Source organism: Pedobacter sp. CFBP9032 (assembly GCF_034045265.1).
GTDB lineage: Bacteria > Bacteroidota > Bacteroidia > Sphingobacteriales > Sphingobacteriaceae > Pedobacter.
In genome coordinates, this window is the sequence record NZ_JAXCWE010000001.1 from 477446 (window position 1) to 496304 (window position 18859).

15 protein-coding genes are annotated in these 18859 nt (G+C 37.3%); 7 read left to right on the forward strand and 8 right to left on the reverse strand.

Features of this window, described 5'->3' with window-relative positions; translation table 11 throughout:
- Positions 1-63: 63 nt before the first annotated feature.
- A complete protein-coding gene (gene secA / locus SOM16_RS02000) occupies positions 64-3366 on the reverse strand; it encodes a preprotein translocase subunit SecA (protein WP_320462310.1) in 3303 nt (1100 codons plus the stop codon).
- A 134-nt stretch (positions 3367-3500) separates the two neighbouring features.
- On the reverse strand, positions 3501-3800 hold the full coding sequence (locus tag SOM16_RS02005; RefSeq protein ID WP_320462311.1) for a hypothetical protein: 300 nt from the start codon (positions 3798-3800) through the stop codon (positions 3501-3503).
- Positions 3801-4039: 239 nt separating this feature from the next.
- Here SOM16_RS02005 and SOM16_RS02010 point away from each other — a divergent pair, with 239 nt between their 5' ends.
- The 4 genes from SOM16_RS02010 to SOM16_RS02025 all read left to right on the forward strand — a co-directional run bounded on the left by SOM16_RS02010 (position 4040) and on the right by SOM16_RS02025 (position 8918).
- A complete protein-coding gene (locus SOM16_RS02010) occupies positions 4040-4738 on the forward strand; it encodes a hypothetical protein (protein WP_320462312.1) in 699 nt (232 codons plus the stop codon).
- Positions 4739-4865: 127 nt separating this feature from the next.
- Positions 4866-5963, forward strand: a complete 1098-nt coding sequence (locus tag SOM16_RS02015; RefSeq protein ID WP_320462313.1) for a vWA domain-containing protein — start codon at positions 4866-4868, stop codon at positions 5961-5963.
- A 138-nt stretch (positions 5964-6101) separates the two neighbouring features.
- Positions 6102-7589, forward strand: a complete 1488-nt coding sequence (locus SOM16_RS02020) for a sigma 54-interacting transcriptional regulator (RefSeq protein WP_320462314.1) — start codon at positions 6102-6104, stop codon at positions 7587-7589.
- Positions 7590-7673: 84 nt separating this feature from the next.
- Positions 7674-8918, forward strand: a complete 1245-nt coding sequence (locus tag SOM16_RS02025) for a metallophosphoesterase (RefSeq protein WP_320462315.1) — start codon at positions 7674-7676, stop codon at positions 8916-8918.
- 89 nt (positions 8919-9007) lie between these two features.
- On the opposite strand, the gene SOM16_RS02030 is transcribed toward SOM16_RS02025, so the two are convergent.
- From SOM16_RS02030 to SOM16_RS02040, 3 genes are all read right to left on the reverse strand, one after another.
- Positions 9008-9697, reverse strand: a complete 690-nt coding sequence (locus SOM16_RS02030) for a response regulator transcription factor (protein ID WP_154280404.1) — start codon at positions 9695-9697, stop codon at positions 9008-9010.
- A gap of 109 nt (positions 9698-9806) precedes the next feature.
- Complete coding sequence (locus SOM16_RS02035) at positions 9807-11474, reverse strand: HAMP domain-containing sensor histidine kinase (RefSeq protein WP_320462316.1); 1668 nt, start codon at positions 11472-11474, stop codon at positions 9807-9809.
- A gap of 3 nt (positions 11475-11477) precedes the next feature.
- Positions 11478-13364 carry a S9 family peptidase gene (locus SOM16_RS02040; protein WP_320462317.1) on the reverse strand — a complete coding sequence of 629 codons (1887 nt, stop codon included), beginning with the start codon at positions 13362-13364 and terminating at the stop codon, positions 11478-11480.
- 268 nt (positions 13365-13632) lie between these two features.
- On the opposite strand from SOM16_RS02040, the gene SOM16_RS02045 reads away from it, so the two are divergent.
- Positions 13633-15456, forward strand: a complete 1824-nt coding sequence (locus tag SOM16_RS02045) for a tetratricopeptide repeat protein (RefSeq protein WP_320462318.1) — start codon at positions 13633-13635, stop codon at positions 15454-15456.
- A gap of 33 nt (positions 15457-15489) precedes the next feature.
- On the opposite strand, the gene SOM16_RS02050 is transcribed toward SOM16_RS02045, so the two are convergent.
- Positions 15490-16044, reverse strand: coding sequence for a GNAT family N-acetyltransferase (locus SOM16_RS02050; protein WP_320462319.1), 555 nt, complete (start codon positions 16042-16044; stop codon positions 15490-15492).
- 77 nt (positions 16045-16121) lie between these two features.
- On the opposite strand from SOM16_RS02050, the gene SOM16_RS02055 reads away from it, so the two are divergent.
- Positions 16122-16433 (forward strand): DUF4286 family protein, encoded by a 312-nt coding sequence (locus tag SOM16_RS02055; RefSeq protein ID WP_320462320.1) that lies wholly within the window; start codon positions 16122-16124, stop codon positions 16431-16433.
- Positions 16434-16529: 96 nt separating this feature from the next.
- Here SOM16_RS02055 and SOM16_RS02060 read toward each other — a convergent pair whose 3' ends face one another.
- The gene (locus SOM16_RS02060) at positions 16530-16859 is read right to left on the reverse strand and encodes a nucleotide pyrophosphohydrolase (RefSeq protein ID WP_320462321.1); all 330 of its coding nucleotides are present in this window, start codon (positions 16857-16859) and stop codon (positions 16530-16532) included.
- 93 nt (positions 16860-16952) lie between these two features.
- On the opposite strand from SOM16_RS02060, the gene SOM16_RS02065 reads away from it, so the two are divergent.
- Positions 16953-18365, forward strand: coding sequence for a hypothetical protein (locus SOM16_RS02065; protein WP_320462322.1), 1413 nt, complete (start codon positions 16953-16955; stop codon positions 18363-18365).
- Here the strand turns inward: SOM16_RS02065 and SOM16_RS02070 are convergent.
- Positions 18362-18850, reverse strand: a complete 489-nt coding sequence (locus SOM16_RS02070; protein WP_320462323.1) for a hypothetical protein — start codon at positions 18848-18850, stop codon at positions 18362-18364. The genes SOM16_RS02065 and SOM16_RS02070 overlap by 4 nt on opposite strands.
- Positions 18851-18859 lie beyond the last annotated feature (9 nt).

Consider the following 18859-nt stretch of genomic DNA (forward strand, 5'->3'; position numbering starts at 1 on the left):
ACTGAAGTAAAAAAAAAGGCCTGACGAAAGTCAAGGCCTTAATAATGTGTTATATAATTTATCTTACAAATTTGCGCCGTGGCAGTTTTTGTATTTTTTACCACTTCCACAAGGGCAAGGCTCGTTACGACCAACAGTTGCTTCTTTACGAACAGGTTGTTGCGGAACGGCTTCGCGGGTATCACCAAATTCAATACCTGGTTCTTCTCTACCAAACTCTTGCTTGGTGGTTTGTAACTTAGGTTGTTTTACCGGTGCTGGTGCTTCTCTCAAGTCTTCAGCCTCTTGCTGAACCGGAATACCACCTTTATACAAGAAACTCACTACTTCTTTATTCACCGCATTAAGCATGTTTTTAAATAAGTTGAAAGCCTCCATTTTATAAATTACCAGTGGATCTTTTTGTTCGTAAACCGCATTTTGAACTGATTGTTTTAAATCATCCATTTCACGTAAATGCTCTTTCCAGCTGTCATCAATTAACGCAAGAACAATGGTTTTTTCGAATGAACGAACTACTTCTTTTCCTTGGTTATCAATCGCTTTCTTTAAATCAACAGCCACCTGAATACCACGAATACCATCGGTAAACGGAACAACGATTTGTTCGATATGCTCACCGCGTTCTTCGTAAACCTGCGTTAACACTGGTAAAGACTGCTGAATTACAGCCTCTGATTTACGGGCATAGAAAGTTTCTGCTTCATCAAATAACTTTTCTGTTAATTGTGCAACATTGGTTGATGAAAATTCTTTTTCAGTGATGGCAGTATCTAAAGAGAAATTTTTAATCACTTCTAATTTGAAACCTTCATAATTTGCTTCTTCTTTGTACTCCGTTACGATATCTTCTGCAACATCATAAACCATATTGTTCATATCTACGTCTAAACGTTCGCCAAACAAAGCGTTTTTACGTTTAGCATAAATTACCGTACGTTGTGAGTTCATTACATCATCGTATTCCAATAAACGTTTACGAATACCAAAGTTATTTTCTTCTACTTTTTTCTGTGCACGTTCAATTGATTTGGTAATCATCGAATGTTGAATCACTTCACCGTCTTCAATCCCCATCCGCACCATAATGCCAGAGATTCGTTCAGAACCGAATAAACGCATTAAGTTATCTTCTAATGACACGAAGAATTGAGATGATCCAGGATCGCCCTGACGACCAGCACGACCGCGCAACTGTCTGTCTACACGACGAGACTCATGGCGTTCTGTACCCACAATTGCTAAACCACCTGCTTCTTTAACACCAGCACCTAACTTAATATCCGTACCACGACCAGCCATGTTGGTCGCAATGGTAACGGTTCCTGCCTGACCAGCCTCAGCAACAATATCTGCCTCTCTCTGGTGCATCTTCGCATTTAATACATTGTGTTTAATTCCACGAAGCTTAAGCATTCTGCTTAATAATTCCGAAATCTCAACGGAAGTAGTACCCACCAATACCGGGCGACCAGCTTGTGTTAATTTCACAATCTCATCCGCTACGGCATTATACTTTTCCCGAACGGTACGGTAAACGTAATCCTGTTCATCTCTTCTGGAGATATTTCTATTGGTTGGAATTTCTACTACATCTAATTTATAGATCGACCAGAACTCACCAGCTTCGGTAGTTGCAGTACCCGTCATACCGCAAAGTTTGTGGTACATCCTGAAATAATTCTGCAGGGTTACGGTTGCATAAGTTTGGGTAGCATCCTCAACTTTAACATTTTCTTTTGCTTCAATCGCCTGGTGTAGCCCGTCAGAATAACGACGGCCATCCATAATACGACCTGTTTGCTCATCTACAATTTTAATCTTTCCTTCATCGATGATGTATTCTACATCTATTTCAAATAAAGTATAAGCTTTTAATAATTGGTTTACAGAATGAATACGTTCTGCTTTCACAGAATAATCACGCATTAAAGCATCTTTGGTGGTTACTTTTTCCTCTAAAGGCAAGTCTGATTTTTCTAATTCTGCAACTTCTGTACCCACATCTGGTAATACAAAGAAAGTTGGGTCTTCACCAGATTGGGTAATGAGTTCAATCCCTTTTTCTGTTAACTCTACCTGATTGTTTTTCTCATCAATATAGAAATACAATTCTGAATCCACCTTAGGCATATTCTTAGACTGATCTGCCATGTAGTAGTTCTCTGTTTTTAACAGTAAACCACGAACACCGCTTTCACTTAAGAATTTAATTAAAGCTTTATTTTTCGGCAAACCACGGTAAGCACGTAATAATGCTAAACCACCTTCACCTTCTTCCGTACCGCTATTACCCGCGTTAATTAATTTTTTGGCTTCATTTAAAGCCTGACTAACATAAGCTTTCTGCGCGTTAACCAAACGCTCGATGCGTGGTTTCAACTCATAAAATTCGTGCTGATCTCCGTGAGGAATCGGGCCTGAAATAATTAAAGGTGTACGGGCATCATCAATTAAAACTGAATCGACCTCATCCACCATGGCAAAGTGCTGTTTACGTTGCACCAATTGGTCTGGCGTTTGCGACATATTGTCACGCAGGTAATCAAAACCGAATTCATTGTTGGTACCATAAGTAATCCCCGCAGCATAAGCCTTTCTTCTTTCTTCAGAATTTGGCTCGTGTTTATCAATACAATCAACACTTATTCCATGAAATTCGAACAATGGGCCATTCCACTCACTATCCCTCCGCGCCAGGTAATCATTCACGGTTACGATGTGCACCCCCTGATCTGCTAATGCATTTAAGTAAGCTGGCAATGTACTTACCAGGGTTTTACCCTCACCAGTAGCCATCTCGGCGATTTTACCACTGTGTAAAACGATACCACCAATTAACTGAACGTCGTAATGAACCATGTTCCATACCACTTCAGTTCCGGCAGCATCCCAACGGTTTGCCCAAATGGCTTTATCACCAACAATTTTAACATTGCTTTTGCGTGCTGCATAATCCCTGTCATGTTGTGTTGCAGTAACTTCCAGAAACTCGTTTTCACTTAAACGGCGTGAAGTTTCTTTCACTACGGCGAAAGCCTCAGGAAGGATTTCCAATAATACTTTCTCTAATTCCGCATCGCGGTCTTTGCCTAATGCATCAACCTGATCGTAAATAGCTGTTTTTTGATGAAGATCTAAATCATTGCTTTCTGCATCAGCTTTCAAGGCTGAAATCTTTCCATCAATATCAGTTAAAAAAGTAGAAATTCTGCCTTTAAATTCAATTGTCTTGGCTCGCAATTCATCATTGCTAATCGAAGATAACTTAGCATATTCTTCATTTATTTTTACAACCAGGGGCTGTATCGTTTTTATGTCTCTATCTGATTTACTTCCGAAAATCTTCGCTAAAAATCCTAACATTATTATATTTTAAATCGTATTTATATTAAAAAAAGAAATGCACAACAACCAAGCCATTGTCTTATTAAAGTCAGATTGACAGTTATTGTGATAAATGAGGGTAAAGAAACCCTGTATAGACTTACCTAATAGTATTATGGACTATTGTTTTTCGGCTTTTTTCTGATGGTTAAATCAGCGATAACTTGATTTGAATTGATGTACTTGGCAACTTTTAAAGGACTTTGAGTTCCTATCAGTGCAAGCCTTGTATACGATAGTAAATAAGGATTCCGTTCTTCATTAAGCCGAACAGCGCCATTTTCTACGCTATTAACACTTGTACTATATTCATTACAATATTCATTTAATAATCTTAGCCCTTCAATGCGTTCGGCTTTGGCCAAATGCGTTAAGCTAAAAAATACAAGTGATATGGTAACAAGGTGTTTCATCAATAGCGGCAAAGCTAGTTTTAATTTTTATAAAAAGAAACTTCAACACCTCAAAAATTGTACCTCAGCTTATTCACTTTATTTTTCATGCTCCTCGAGTCTAAAAATTTTTACTTTTACCCCTTGTTAAAAACGATTATCACGCTTTGTTACTGAAAAACTACAGATAACCCATGTTATACCGATTTAAGATTCAACTTATCTTAAGCATCCACACCACTAAAACCATTAATTAGTTTATGGACATTTCTTCAGGAAAAATATACTTTGCCAACCAAAGAGGCCTAACTGAAACTGCCACGGTTAGAAGATACAGCACTTTTAATTTTGATCAGTATCACAACGAACATAAAGAAGCTTTTGGAGATTTATTTATTTGCAATGATGAATATTTAGCAGGCGGAAAAATGGCTTTTTTCTTATCGAAGGCAGACTCCTACCAAATATTTATCCCTGTAACTGGTGAAATTGACATTGTGCAGGGCAACAAAGAATTCACAGTAAAAACCGGACAAATTCAGGTTTTGAACCTGGGTAAGGGCGAGGTGTTGGAAATCAGTAATTCTAATCCAGTCGATACTGTTAATTATATCCAGCTCGGATTAAAGACCGATTTGTTTTTGCTTAAAGCAAGTGAAATGTTATTCAACTTTGAGTTGGAAAACAAACAGAATCAGCTTTTCGACCTAATCTCTAGTCCTAAACTTCCATTTCGATTAACCGCAGGCCTTCTTGCAGGGCATAAAGAGGTGATTTACCAATTAAAAAACAAACAAAACAAATTCTACACCTTTATTATTGATGGCACCTTTGAAGTTGAAGGCCAATTGCTGCATACCAGAGATGGCTTGGCCCTTTGGGACTTAAACCACGTTGAATTGAAAGCGCTTAGTGATCATGCCAGCATCATTACGCTGGAAATGTCTCCATTATTCTAAACCAGCATAACGAAAAACGGTCAAAACGGCCAACAATAAATGCCCCTTTCACCTCCTAAATATGACATCGCGCTTAAATTAATCCAGATCGAAACTTTTACCTTCGGATATCCGTTATTAAAAGCACATGAGAGGTTTTCGTTTTTCTGATTACAAGCCTGGCGATACGCCAAAAGGTGGGTTCGATGAGTTGCTGAAATTGTTTAGCGAATTGCTAAACTATACAGCAGGAGATGCAGCAGAGGCTTTAAGCTGGCTGAACGAACTCGACAAGCAATATAAATTAACAAATAATGATTACGGCATTGGCGATTTTATCGATGAACTGAAAGATAAAGGCTACCTGACAGAAGATAATCAATCGGGAGAATTTAAAATTACAGCCAAAACTGAACAAACAATTCGCAAATCTGCCCTTGATGAAATTTTTGGGAAACTGAAAAAATCTGGCCGTGGAAATCACAACAGCAATCAATCTGGTATTGGCGAAGAGAAGAATGCCGACAGGCGCGAATATAACTTCGGCGATAGTTTAGACCAGATCGACATGACAGCATCGATTCAGAATGCGCAGATTAACCACGGTATTGGCGATTTTACTTTAACTGACAGGGATCTGGAAGTAGAAGAAAAGGATTTCAAGACCTTAACTTCTACCGTACTGATGATTGACATCTCACATTCCATGATTTTGTATGGAGAGGATCGGATTACCCCCGCGAAAAAGGTAGCAATGGCATTAGCCGAATTAATCAAAACCAAATACCCGAAAGATACTTTGGATATTGTTGTTTTCGGGAATGATGCCTGGCCAATTACCGTCAAAGATTTGCCTTATTTGCAAGTTGGACCTTATCATACGAATACGTTCGCTGGTTTAGAACTGGCTACCGATTTATTGCGGAGGCGTAAAACGCATAACAAACAGATTTTCATGATTACAGATGGGAAACCAACCTGTTTGAAAGAAAACGGTAAGTATTACAAAAACAGCATGGGCCTGGATAGAAAAGTGATTAATAAAACACTGAATATGGCGGCGCAGTGTAAACGCTTAAAAATTCCAATCACTACATTTATGATTGCGAAAGATCCATATTTACAACAATTTGTCCGTCAGTTTACAGAAATTAATGGCGGAAGAGCTTTCTACAGTTCATTAACTGGCTTAGGCGAATACATTTTTGAAGATTACATAAAAAACAGAAGAAAAACAGTAAAGTAAAAGGAAGGCCGGAGGTATAGCGTAAAACCCAAGCCAACAAATTAAAAACTGATATCTTATTAAAAATAAAAGACAGCTTTAGACTACAGTTCTGCACAAGGCAAGACTTAAAACCTAAACCTCACCATAAACCTCAATATGCAAAATACCACTTTAGGACAATTAAAAACCACAGGATATAAATCAAGATCGGTTAAAGAGGAACTTAGAGAAAATCTGATTTCCGTTCTCCGGGATAAAAAAACAGAATTTGAAGGAATTATCGGTTACGATGAAACCGTAATTCCAGAATTGCAAACGGCAATCCTTTCCCGCCACAACATCTTACTTTTAGGTTTACGCGGACAAGCGAAAACGCGGATAGCCCGTTTGATGGTTAACCTTTTAGATGAGTATGTGCCTTACGTAGCCGGAAGCGAAATTTTTGATGATCCGTTAAACCCTATTTCCTGGTTCGCGAGAAATGAAATTGCCACCAAGGGTGATGATACCGAAATTGCCTGGTTGCATCGCAGCGATCGCTATACAGAAAAATTAGCTACGCCTGATGTAACCGTTGCCGATTTAATTGGTGATGTAGATCCGATCAAGGCAGCAACTTTGAAGCTAACATATAATGATGAGCGGGTAATCCATTTCGGGTTAATTCCACGTGCACACCGAAGCATTTTTGTAATTAATGAATTGCCTGATTTGCAAGCACGAATCCAGGTGGCATTATTTAACATGCTACAAGAAAAAGACATCCAGATTCGTGGTTTTAAACTGCGTTTACCTCTAGATATTCAGTTTGTATTTACTGCAAACCCAGAAGACTATACCAACCGTGGAAGCATTGTAACGCCGTTGAAGGATAGGATTGAAAGTCAGATTTTAACCCACTATCCAAAAAGCATCGAAATCTCGCGTAAAATTACTTTCCAGGAAGCTAAATTAACAGATTCACAGCGTGCCAATATCGAGGCTGATGGCTTGGTAAAAGACCTAATCGAGCAAATTGCTTTTGAAGCGCGCAAAAGTGAATACATTGATCAAAAATCTGGCGTTTCAGCAAGGTTGACCATCTCGGCATACGAAAATTTAATCAGCACTGCTGAACGAAGAATGTTGATTTCGAGTGAGAAAAATACATCCGTTCGCTTATCAGATTTAGCTGGAATCATACCGGCCATAACTGGAAAAATTGAATTGGTTTATGAAGGTGAACTGGAAGGACCTGCACATGTAGCCACTACTTTGATTGGTAAAGCCGTAAAAACTCTATTTGCCCGGTATTTCCCAGATCCTGAAAAGGCGAAGAAGACAAAAGATACAAACCCTTACACAGAAATTACCGAATGGTTTACGGAAGGAAACAATGTTGATGTTACCGATAGCTTAACCAATATTCAATACAAAAAAGCATTGATGCTGGTACCAAACCTGTACGATACTGTTAAAAAGTTTCATCCAAAATTGAGCGAAAATCAAACCTTGCTTTTAATGGAATTTGTATTGCACGGATTAGCTGAGTACTCACAGTTGAGCAAAAACTATCTGAATGGTGGTTTCGGTTTCAGCGATATGTTTGGCAGTTTGTTTAATGCAGAATTTGATGAAGAAGAGGACGAAGACGATTTTAGATAATTCTATATTTAGATTATAAATTCTTTAATTTTAGGCAGGCCAAAAACCTGCCTTATTTTTTAACTAAAATTTCAAAACCCGATTATGGGAAGATTACCTTTTATCATTGCCGCCTGTATTTTTATCCTCGCCTTCGATGTTTATTGTTTCAAAGCGATTATCTCGGTTTTCAAAAAATGGAAACCATCAACAAAAAAAATCTTCACTGTTGCATATTGGAGTTACAGTATATTGCTGATTATTGGCGTTTTTGCCGGAATTTACCTTAATCTCTTTTTAACGCTAAGAGCGATTATTCTCGTGGCATTCTTTTTAACGGTAGCCTGCAAAATGGCCATGTTGCCTTTTTTAGTTTTGGATGATATCAGAAGGCTGTACATTAAAATATTCAGAAAGAAAGCCGTAATTAAAGATCAACCAATCAACGAAACAGATCAGATTTCCCGTTCAGAGTTTCTGGTTAAAGCAGGTTTGGTAGCAGCTGCTGTACCGTTAACATCCTTAAGCTGGGGTATTATTTCTGGTGCTTACGATTACCAGGTGAGAAGGGTGAATTTAATTCTACCAAACCTGCCAAAAGCATTCGATGGGATCACCATGGCACAAATTTCTGATATCCACTCAGGTAGTTTCTATAATAAAACTGCCGTGAAAGGTGGTGTGGAATTGCTGATGGCAGAAAAACCAGACTTTGTTTTCTTTACCGGCGATTTAGTTAACAATCTCACTAATGAAGTAAGAGACTATCAGGATATATTTTCGAAGGTGAAAGCACCGCTCGGCGTTTACTCTTCGCTCGGAAATCATGATTATGGAGATTACTATTTTGGAAAAGAATCTTCACCTGCCAAGGTTAAAAACCTCAAGGATATGGTAGACGTGCATAAACTAATGGGCTATGACCTTCTAATGAATGATCACCGCAGGCTAAAAGTTGATGGAGAGGAAATCGGTATTTTAGGAATTGAGAACTGGGGCATGGGCCGCTTTCCTAAATATGGTAAAATGGAACTGGCCGTTCAAAACACGGACGATTTACCGGTAAAATTATTATTGAGTCACGATCCTTCACACTGGCGAGGAGAAGTATTAAAAAAATACCCACAAATAGATGCCATGTTTAGTGGCCATACACACGGAATGCAGTTTGGCGTTCGCCTGAAAGAATATCAATGGAGCCCGGTGCAATACATCTACAAGGAATGGGCAGGTTTGTACCAGGAACAGAAACAACAGCTCTATGTAAATGTAGGCTATGGTTTCTTAGGCTATCCGGGCAGAGTTGGTGTGTTGCCGGAGATTACATTGTTTACGCTTAAAAGGGCTTAGATAATTTTGAATGAGAAAATGATGGAATGAGAGAATGGGCGATACCCTAACCATTCTCCCATTCAAAACTCAATCATTCAATCATTTTCTTATCCCGCATTAAAGCGATAGCCCACACCACGAACGGTTTGCAGCAATTGCGGGTTATCCGGATTCAATTCTATTTTCTTACGTAAGCGAACAATGTGCATATCTAACGTACGTGTATTTACATCAGAGTTATAACCCCAAACCACCAACATCAATTCATCGCGGTTAATCACTTTGCCCGGGTTTCTTAAGAAATAAAGCAGGATTCTGTTTTCTAAAATCGTAAGCTCAATCTTTTTCCCATCTCTGAATAGCGTATGGATATTTGGATGGTGCTCCATATTACCGAAACGATGAATCTCGGCCGTATCTTTATTTACAATGAACTTCACCTTACTCTCCAGCATGGCTACCAAAACATCCATATTAAATGGTTTGGTAATATAATCTGATGCACCAAAGTTATAGGCATCAATTTTATCAACATCCTGTGCCTTTGCCGTCATCATGATTACCAGATTTTCGAACCCCTGTTTACGAACACTCTCGCAAACTTCGGCACCTTGTTTTCCGGGCATCATCCAATCTAATAAAACAATATCAGGCTGATCAGCAATAATCATGCGCTCGCCCGATTCGCCATCATTTGCTTCTAATACATGATAGCCTTCAGTTTTTAAACGGTGTGCAACTAAAAAACGAAGATTTTCATCATCTTCTACAATTAATATTTTTACTTCTTTAGACATTTATATGTGTTTATATGTGGTAAAGATTAAAGGTTGAAAAGATTAAAGGTTGTCAAAACCACATGATAACTTTCAAACTTTCTACTATATCCAACGTTTCAATTACATTTTAACTATTATACGGCAGTACTATTTTAAACTCTGTGCCCATGCCCACTTTACTTTTAACAGAGATTTCTCCTTCCATAAAGTTAACCAGTTCTTTGCAAAATGCCAAACCAAGGCCTACACTTCCCATTTGGTTATATTCGTTTTGAATCCTGAAAAACTTCTTAAAAATATTATTTAATTCTCCTGAGGGAATTCCAATACCCTTATCTGCAAAACGGAACACCAGCACACCTTTAATTAACTTGGCACTGATGTGAAGCTTCTTATTTTCTGGTTTTGAATACTTGTAGGCATTTTCTGCCAGATTATCGAACAGGCTACCTAATAACACCGGATCGGTAATGAAGGTTTTAAATCCGACCACTTCATAAGTCATCTTAAAATCGGGATGTTTCAAAGTGTGCGATTCGATAGTACTTTCAATAAAATCGCTGATATTTACCGTTTCCTGGTTCAATTTAATGGCCTTATTTTCAATCTGCGTAAAGGCCAGTAACTTATTCATCAAGCCATTTAGTTTATCGGCTTCTTCATCTAATATTTTACCATAAAGCTGTTGCTCTTTCTGGCTCAGCACCGTTGCACTCTTAATATTATTTCCTGCTATTTTTATCACACTAACCGGTGTTTTAAACTCGTGCGTAAGGTTATTTACAAAATCGTACTGGAGTTTAAACATTTTACTATTGATGTTCAAGTTGCGGTAGATTAGAAAGGCTACTAAAAGCAACACTCCATAAACCAATAGCAAAACCAATGCAATGGGCATAAAATAAATAAAGGTTTCCCTTTTGATATAGGATTTAGAACTGGTAAAATACAATTTAAAATCAGAGAAAGCACCAGGCAGGGCAATCTCAGTAGTCATATTCTCTTCCGAAGTATCAATCGGATCGTATGTTAAAGGCTCTACCTGAATTTTTTGGTATAACAGTGGCCGGGTATTTACGACTCTTATTTTATTGGGGTCAAGCTGAAAAACCAACATATCCTGTTGATAAACCGGGAGCAGATTTAGCTTGCGCCGCATCATGTCTTTATAAATCTTTAAATCTTCTCTTCGGGGAATATTTAGATAGGTGATTTTGTTAGAGTTAACCACTGAAAAGTTCGTAAAAAGTTCTTCCTGGGTTGGAACAGCAGTGGTATCCAGCTGATCAACGAAGGTTACCAATTTATAAGCCATGGCATTGAAATCATCCCCTACTTTGAAAGACCGTGTATCAGATTCAGAAAATAATCGGATAGAATCTACTGAGATACCTCTGCCAAACTGAAAAATAGACTTAGGGCCAATAGACAAGTTCCCTACATTCATTCCATCCTTTACGGCAACATTTTTTACTTCAGTATCGTAAAACGTAACCCTGGAAACAAATGGATATTTAACAATAATGGTATCTACAAATTTTGCCGCTGTGGCTGAGTCGAGGAAGCCATTATAATATGAAATCTCCGGCATTTTGTTTTGAAAAAAATCGTTGTATGGCTTAATGCTTTGCTCCAGAACATTTACTTTTTCTGATACAAATTCATTTTCTATGGATTTTTTACTAAAGTTGAACGCCAGAAATAGAGAGAGTATAAATAAGATTGAAATCAATACAATGAACGTAACACCCAGCGAGAAATTTTTGCGATAGCCGCTTTTCTTATCCAGCGCCATACCTTACTTCTTACTGATATTAGTCTTTAAAAATTCCTCTAACGCTTTGTATAAGGCAGTTCGCCCTTGCTGTCTTTTAATTGGGTTTGGTCCCTCTTCCTTTTCAATATAAGTTACTGGCACATTTCGTTTTTTCAGTTCTTTAATAAACTGAACACCTTCGGCCACATTTACCCGGGGATCTTTAGGATTCTGAGCGATAAAAATCGGAGATTTAAACCGATCTGCATGGAAAACCGGAGATGCAAAGCGCAGGTAGTCTGTATCCGTTACCGGGTTGCCAATAATTTCATAATACATCTGTAAATTCGACTTTAGGAATGGTGGAATTCCTTTAAGGTAACTAAATAAATTAATTACACCAGAATTAGATCCTCCACAACTATAAATATCAGAATTTTTATACAAACAATTCAATGCAATATATCCCCCAAAACCATTCCCATAAATGGCAATTTTTTTTGGATTAGCGATCTTCTGATCAATCAACCAACGTGCACCATCATTCACATCTTCCTGAATTTTATCACTCCATTCCTTAAAACCCGCTGCATAGAATGATTTACCATACCCGGTTGAACCACGATAATTTACCTGCAACACGGCATAACCACGATTGGCTAAAAACTGTACTTCTGCATTATACCCCCATGAATTTCTTCCACCTGGCCCATTATGCGGCAAAACAACTACCGGTAAATTGGTTTTCTTTTTTCCTCTTGGTAAAGTTAAATAGCCATTAATGGTTAAGCTATCTGAGCTTCTGAAACTAATGGGTTTCATAGCGCTCATCATTTCTTCCTTTATGGATGAGTTGATATCTGTAAGTTTCTTAAGCTTATTTTCGCTGGCTGTATATAGATAATACGAACCTGGATTTTTATCGGTAAATGTCCTTAATATGAATACATTATCCATCTTATCTTTATCCATGATACGCCACTCTGTACCCGGCAAAAGCCTATCTATTTTACTATAGGTAAATTTCGAACTGTCATCAAGGTAATATTTCTGCTTTTTCCAAGTCTCACAGGTTACGAACATAATTTTATTTTGAGTTCTGGAATACCTGGTTTCTACAACGTTAAGTGTATCATTGGCAAACAAAACCTTTTTCTCTTTACCTGTTTTCAAATCCAATGCCACCAAGGCATTTTTATCCCGGTTTGCGTTAGAGATTGCATACAAAACATTAGGCTCATTTTCTGGAAAAGCAACTGGCTGAAACGTTGTTTCAAAATTATTGGTAATTACCGGTGCGAAAGGTCTACTTTCATTTTCACGGTAAAGCAGTGTTTCGTTCACGCCATCACTTGCAACTGCAATTTTTAGAATCCCTTTGTTATCGGTCATCCATTCGGTAATATTACCTGGATTTTTTGCTGCGATTTCCATTTTCCCATCGCGCACATTTAAGCGATAAACATCGAAAACAGTAGAATCTCTCCTGTTCGAAGCAACGATAATATACTTATCATCAATCAGTTGATCTTCAATAACCCGCACCCGGGTTTTCTCGTTCGAGCTCAGTTGAACCTGTTTACTGCCATCCTTATTAATTACAAAAAGATCAGATCTGCGCTCTTTGGTATCATCTTCAGTGTAGTAAATCAATTCGTTGTTGCTGGTCCAGAAGTGGAAACTGATGGATTTTTCGGTGAGGTGCGTGAGCTGAACACTCTTCCCGCTGGCAAGATTTTCTACAAAAAGATCTAGTTTTTTATCCTGCAGTTTTAAGTAAGACAGGCTTTTGCCATCCGGCGAAATGTGGTAATAAGCTTTATCCTGCGTTTTAAAGAAATCATCTACCGGGATAATATTTACCTGATCCGAACTTTTACAAGCACAGATTGCGGCAATAAAAATCAATAGAATAATTCGTTTCAGCATAAATAATTCCTCACCAGGACCACAAAAATAGGTATCACAATCACTTAACCACGCTTTACACTAACAATGTTACTTACCGTACAAATGCTGGCGTGCTGGTGAAATTAGTATTTATCGGCAACGGACAAAACAAAATAGAGGTAACAATTTTATTAAAATAAACAAGCATGCCACTCACTGCCAGCTAAATCCATTTAGTTATTCTTTTATTGTAAAACTTTTACCTTTGAAGGCTTTTTGCTACATTTAAAATTTACAACCAAGGATTATGAATCGCTTAATAGTCTTCGTTTTTTTTCTTTTAAGCTTCAGTGTGAAGGCACAGATTTCCCGCAATAATCAATCTTTTATAAATGACGAAAGTGCTTTAGCTATCCAATATTACCGGGATGGCGATTATGAAAAAGCAGTTGTATTATTTGAAAAAATTCTTCTTAATCCCAGCAATCAGGGATATTTCGATGTTTATTTCAATACATTAATTAAACTTAACCGATATGATGCTGCCGAGAAATTAGTTAAAAAATTTGTAAAGCAAAACCCGGGAAACGATGCTTATCCGATAGCCCTTGGCAAGCTTTACCAGGAAAAGGGTGATGTTGGCGCGGCGAATAAAATCTTCAATGAGATCATTGCGAAACTACCTAAAGAAGAATTTAAAATCAGAAATCTGGCAAATAACTTTTATCGGTTTGAGAACTATGATTTAGCCGTACAGACGTTTAAACAGGGAAGAAAATTGTTAGGCGACGATAAACTTTTTGCGCCAGAACTATTAAACATCTACCGCTTCAAAAAAGATAAACCAATGCTGATGCAGGAATACCTGGATATCTTAGCCTCTATTCCACAATTGCTGCCACAAGCAGAAAGTACCCTATCGATGATTTTTGAGGATAAAAATGATTATCAGGTTTTTCAGACTGCCATATTAAGAAAAATTCAAAAAGAACCTGATGCAGAAGTTTATATTAATTTATTAACCTGGAATTATATTCAGCAACAGGAATTCGACATGGCCTTGCGACAACTAATTGCTTTTGACAAACGTACGAAAGCAGACGGAGGGACTTTATTTAATGCCGTCTCCACTTTCGTAGATAATGGTGCCTATGAAACCGCTGTAAAAGCTTATGAATACCTGTTAACCAAAGGAAAAGAAAGCCTCTACTATCTTCCGGCGAAGATTGAAATGTTAAATACGAAATATAATCTTCAAACTTCTGGCAAATATACAGCAGTTGAATTAGCAGTACTAGCTAAAGATTATCAGGTTTTGCTGGAAGAAAACGGGAAAAATAAAAATACATTATTTGCCATTAAAAAACTGGCTAACCTACAGGCATATTACTTAAATCAACCAGGTAATGCAGAGAAAAGCCTGGAAGAGGCACTCCAGCTCCCTGGAATTAATTCATCAGATATCGGACAGCTGAAGCTTGATTTAGGAGACGTTTACATTTTAACAAATCAACCCTGGGAAGCATTTCTGGTTTACGAGCAGGTAAGCAAGCAATTTGAAGGACAACCTATTGGAAATGAAGCCAGATTTAGAAGTGCTAAACTTTCATTTTATCAAGGTAATTTTGATTACAGCAACGGCCAATGCCAGGTACTGAAAGCTGCAACTTCACAATTAATTGCCAATGATGCACTTAACTTAAGCTTGCTGATCTCTGATAATATTCAAACCCCAACAGATAGCAACGCATTAAAAATGTATGCAGATGCAGAAATGTTGTTGTTCAGAAATTTACCTGTGCAAGCCGTAAAAAAACTGGATAGCATCGCGGTTGCTTATCCTGACAATGGTTTGGCAGATGCAGTTTTGATGAGTAAGGCAAGAATCTATATTAAGTCTGGCGATTTTCAAAAAGCAGCTGATTTACTAAAAAAGGTGACAGATAATTTTAAAGATGGCATCTGGACCGATGACGCCCTTTTTACATTGGGAGATTTATACGAAAAGAGACTCAATGATATGGCGCAGGCAAAAAGCTATTTCCAAAAACTGATCACCGACTATCCAGGCAGTATGTTTAGCGCCGAAGCCAGAAAAAGATTTAGAAATTTACGTGGAGACGGTGTTTAGTCATTTCTAACCAAAATTTTCTCAAGGATTTAATTAACTCCAATCCCAAACCACCACATTCCATTCCGTATTCGTGTGATCTGTATAAGTGTAAATAGTTTTAAAGCCAATTCGTTCATGCGCACGCATGGATCTTAAGTTAATACTTGCAATTTCGGTAATCGCAAAATCGAACTTTTCTTTAAAATGGTCTTGATAAGCCTCATAACAGCTATCAAATAACCCTTGCCCCCGGTAATTCTTGTCTACGCAAACTTGCCCCACTACAATATAGTTGTAATCGGCAACAGACTTTCCCTTATATTGAATGTGATCAAAACTCTCATACATTTCTACTAATCGGGGAATATCATTTTTAGATTGCTCCGTCATTCCTAATACATAGGCAATAATATTGTCACTATCTTTTGCAATAATGTTTTTCTCATGAAGATGCATTTTCTCCAAATCATCAAGTGTATGAGAAACAGTAACAAACCCCTGTTCCTTAATTTCTTCGGTAGATAAATCTGATTTTAGATTCTGCTTCTGAAGTGAGATAATGCCTTTGAGGTCTGAAGTGGAAGCAGATGTTGTAATTTTTATCATTGTTAGTGTCAAAATAGTAAACTGACGAATATAATCATTCCATTTTTTCTTCCGTTTAACTTGGTTATCTTTGCAACATGCTTTTATATAATGTTACGCTGATTTTAGAAGAATCTGCAGCTGATGAATGGTTGCAGTGGATGCAGGAAACTCATATTCCAGAGGTAATGGCGACCGGAATGTTTGTGTCCAATCGCTTGTTAAAAGTTTTAGATTCACCCAATGAAGGTGTTACCTATTGCACACAATATGTGGCAGAAAGCATGGAAAATTACGACCAATACCAACAGGTATACGCGCCAGCTTTACAAGAAGATTTAAACGAAAAGTTTAAAAATCGCTTTGTAGCATATAGAACATTAATGGAGTTTGTACCACCAACCTCCTAAAGGGGTTTGAAAGGCTCAAGTTTATGCAAGCAGGTATATAACTATGGCTATCACTTCTTATTTAAACGACAGACAGGCAAGTCCCTTTTAGGGGATTTAGGGGTTCAACTTCTTATTATCCTTGTGTCGGTTTGCATCGCGGATGCTTTTCTTTTCCAGATTTTTTTCAAAAGCCGCTGTTAAGTTGATGCCGGTTTGGTTTGCTAGGCAAATTAGCACGAACATTACATCGGCCATTTCATCGGCAAGGTTTACATCTTCATCGCTTTTCTTGAATGATTGCTCGCCGTATTTCCGGGCCATAATCCTGGCTACCTCGCCAACCTCCTCCATTAAAATTGCGGTGTTAGTGAGTTCATTAAAATACCTGACCCCCGTGGTATTGATCCACTGATCTACTGTTTCTTGCGCTTCGTTAATGGTCATGTTTTTCTTTTAATATTTACTGGGTTAAATTTCATAATTTAGGCTGATATAAAGACTTTATTTCTCAAATAATACGCTATCAAAATTGATCCTATGACTACGCTCTTCAGTGAAAAACAACAAAAAGCAATGGAATCTATTTGGATTTTAGGTGCAATTGTAGCCTTTCTGCAAATTAGTTGCTATTTCATCAATAGCTACGGGCCCGAGACGGTTACCTATGATTATTTATGGAGGGTGCAAACCTGGTTCCTGGAAAGTTTGATTTTTGCATGGTATTTTTACAAAAACAAAATGTTCTCAAAAGCGATTATCATCCAATTATTATGGTCACCTTATTATATTTTCAAAGAAGATTGGCCAAGTTTTATCGATTATCATTTTGATTTTGGAGATAGTACCTTAATTTATCACTTTATTGATATTCTTTGTTTCTTTTTACCAATTCTCGTATTTGCTGTGTTTTATTTCAAAGAAGAAGGTAAAATCAATAGTATTTCAAAAATTAAGGCAACGCTGATACAAATTATTTTTACCTTAATATTCAGTGTAACCATCTCTTCTGATCCTGATTCTTTATACAACATCATCGGAAGCTTTAGCACGAGCAATCTTTATTTAAAAGATGCTATAGTATCTATTATATTCATAATTGTATCACTTAAAATGATTTCTGTTTTAGTTGGTTTCTTTTATCTATCCAATAGAATCTATCACGCAAAACAGGTTTTAAATCCGTTAGATGAACAGCCCGTTTCGACCAGTTTTTTTAAATGGAGTTTTTTAATTAGCTATCCTATCTTGCTACTATCCGTATTAGATATGGGTGCATCAGCATTAACGGTTTCTTTCTCTTTTTCAGCTATAGAATTCTCGACATTATTCTATATTTCCGCTAATTTGGTTGTGCTTTTCATCTGTGGAAGGTTTTTTGCCACCTTAATTCAATATAGAAACTTTACGTTAAAACGTTATTTCGGGGTGGTGAATGCATTATCAGTTTTACCTGTAATCAATCTGGCATCCTTTTTCACCTTACTTTTATTTAAGCAAAACCCAGAAACGACAGGTAGCTATATTGATAAATTAAAACAGAACAGAAACGTACATTTAATTATATATTGTGCGCTGCTCATTTTATATTATAGCTATAACTATCTTTCTGCTAAACCAGATTATAGAACCTTTGATCCATTATATAAATTGGTGGTGTTTGCTATATCTATTATGCTGCTGGCCAGATTTAAATGGAGTACAAAGGTAATCCCATTTTTAGCTGTGATCATTCTGTGCTATGCTGATCTTAAAGATTTTTTCGACTTCGCAGATGGCCTCTGGCCTTTTATTCAGAAAAAATTAATCTCTTTTGTATGGATTGGAACCGTGGCCATGATGGTTACTTACTACATTATAGACTACATTCTTCATAAGTGTTTTTACACCCCATATTTTGAAAAGCAAAGCCGAGAAGATTTCGAAGTTTACATCAATAAGTTTAATAATTAAGATTTTCGAAGTATTATTCCCAGTTTATCCCCAAATAAACTCCTATTACTTGAACGGTCAGTAAGCTTGAAATCGAAAGTGTATTTTCCATCAGCTGGTGCGGTAAATTTCTTACTCTCCGTTTCATACTTATGCACGGTATAATAAACAGTACTGTCGCCAGTAGAACTGCTTTGATTATAAGACTCTTTTGTTGTTGTTGAGTTAATGATGTGGTCTTTAGCAGTTACATCTAAGCTATCAAGAAGAATGGATTGCCCTCTACTTTCGATATTGAACTTAATCTGGAATGCAACATCCTTGTCTTCACTACTCTTAGAAACTTTAGTCCAAATGGTAATCACATCACCTTTTTTTAAACTTACGTTCTCTTCAGATACAATTTCGCCGCTTGTTAATTCTAGTACGGCTAACTCCTTGCCAACAGGGTTGCAAGAGCTAAAACCTAGAATAAATAGAATAGGAAATAAATAATTTTTAGACATAGCAGAGCG

What these genes read in the sequence shown, in the direction of transcription:
- secA (WP_320462310.1), bottom strand. Translation starts at nt 3,366, where the DNA reads ATGTTAGGATTTTTAGCGAAGATTTTCGGAAGTAAATCAGATAGAGAC.
- SOM16_RS02005 (WP_320462311.1), bottom strand. Translation starts at nt 3,800, where the DNA reads ATGAAACACCTTGTTACCATATCACTTGTATTTTTTAGCTTAACGCAT.
- SOM16_RS02010 (WP_320462312.1), top strand. Translation starts at nt 4,040, where the DNA reads ATGGACATTTCTTCAGGAAAAATATACTTTGCCAACCAAAGAGGCCTA.
- SOM16_RS02015 (WP_320462313.1), top strand. Translation starts at nt 4,866, where the DNA reads ATGAGAGGTTTTCGTTTTTCTGATTACAAGCCTGGCGATACGCCAAAA.
- SOM16_RS02020 (WP_320462314.1), top strand. Translation starts at nt 6,102, where the DNA reads ATGCAAAATACCACTTTAGGACAATTAAAAACCACAGGATATAAATCA.
- SOM16_RS02025 (WP_320462315.1), top strand. Translation starts at nt 7,674, where the DNA reads ATGGGAAGATTACCTTTTATCATTGCCGCCTGTATTTTTATCCTCGCC.
- SOM16_RS02030 (WP_154280404.1), bottom strand. Translation starts at nt 9,697, where the DNA reads ATGTCTAAAGAAGTAAAAATATTAATTGTAGAAGATGATGAAAATCTT.
- SOM16_RS02035 (WP_320462316.1), bottom strand. Translation starts at nt 11,474, where the DNA reads ATGGCGCTGGATAAGAAAAGCGGCTATCGCAAAAATTTCTCGCTGGGT.
- SOM16_RS02040 (WP_320462317.1), bottom strand. Translation starts at nt 13,364, where the DNA reads ATGCTGAAACGAATTATTCTATTGATTTTTATTGCCGCAATCTGTGCT.
- SOM16_RS02045 (WP_320462318.1), top strand. Translation starts at nt 13,633, where the DNA reads ATGAATCGCTTAATAGTCTTCGTTTTTTTTCTTTTAAGCTTCAGTGTG.
- SOM16_RS02050 (WP_320462319.1), bottom strand. Translation starts at nt 16,044, where the DNA reads ATGATAAAAATTACAACATCTGCTTCCACTTCAGACCTCAAAGGCATT.
- SOM16_RS02055 (WP_320462320.1), top strand. Translation starts at nt 16,122, where the DNA reads ATGCTTTTATATAATGTTACGCTGATTTTAGAAGAATCTGCAGCTGAT.
- SOM16_RS02060 (WP_320462321.1), bottom strand. Translation starts at nt 16,859, where the DNA reads ATGACCATTAACGAAGCGCAAGAAACAGTAGATCAGTGGATCAATACC.
- SOM16_RS02065 (WP_320462322.1), top strand. Translation starts at nt 16,953, where the DNA reads ATGACTACGCTCTTCAGTGAAAAACAACAAAAAGCAATGGAATCTATT.
- SOM16_RS02070 (WP_320462323.1), bottom strand. Translation starts at nt 18,850, where the DNA reads ATGTCTAAAAATTATTTATTTCCTATTCTATTTATTCTAGGTTTTAGC.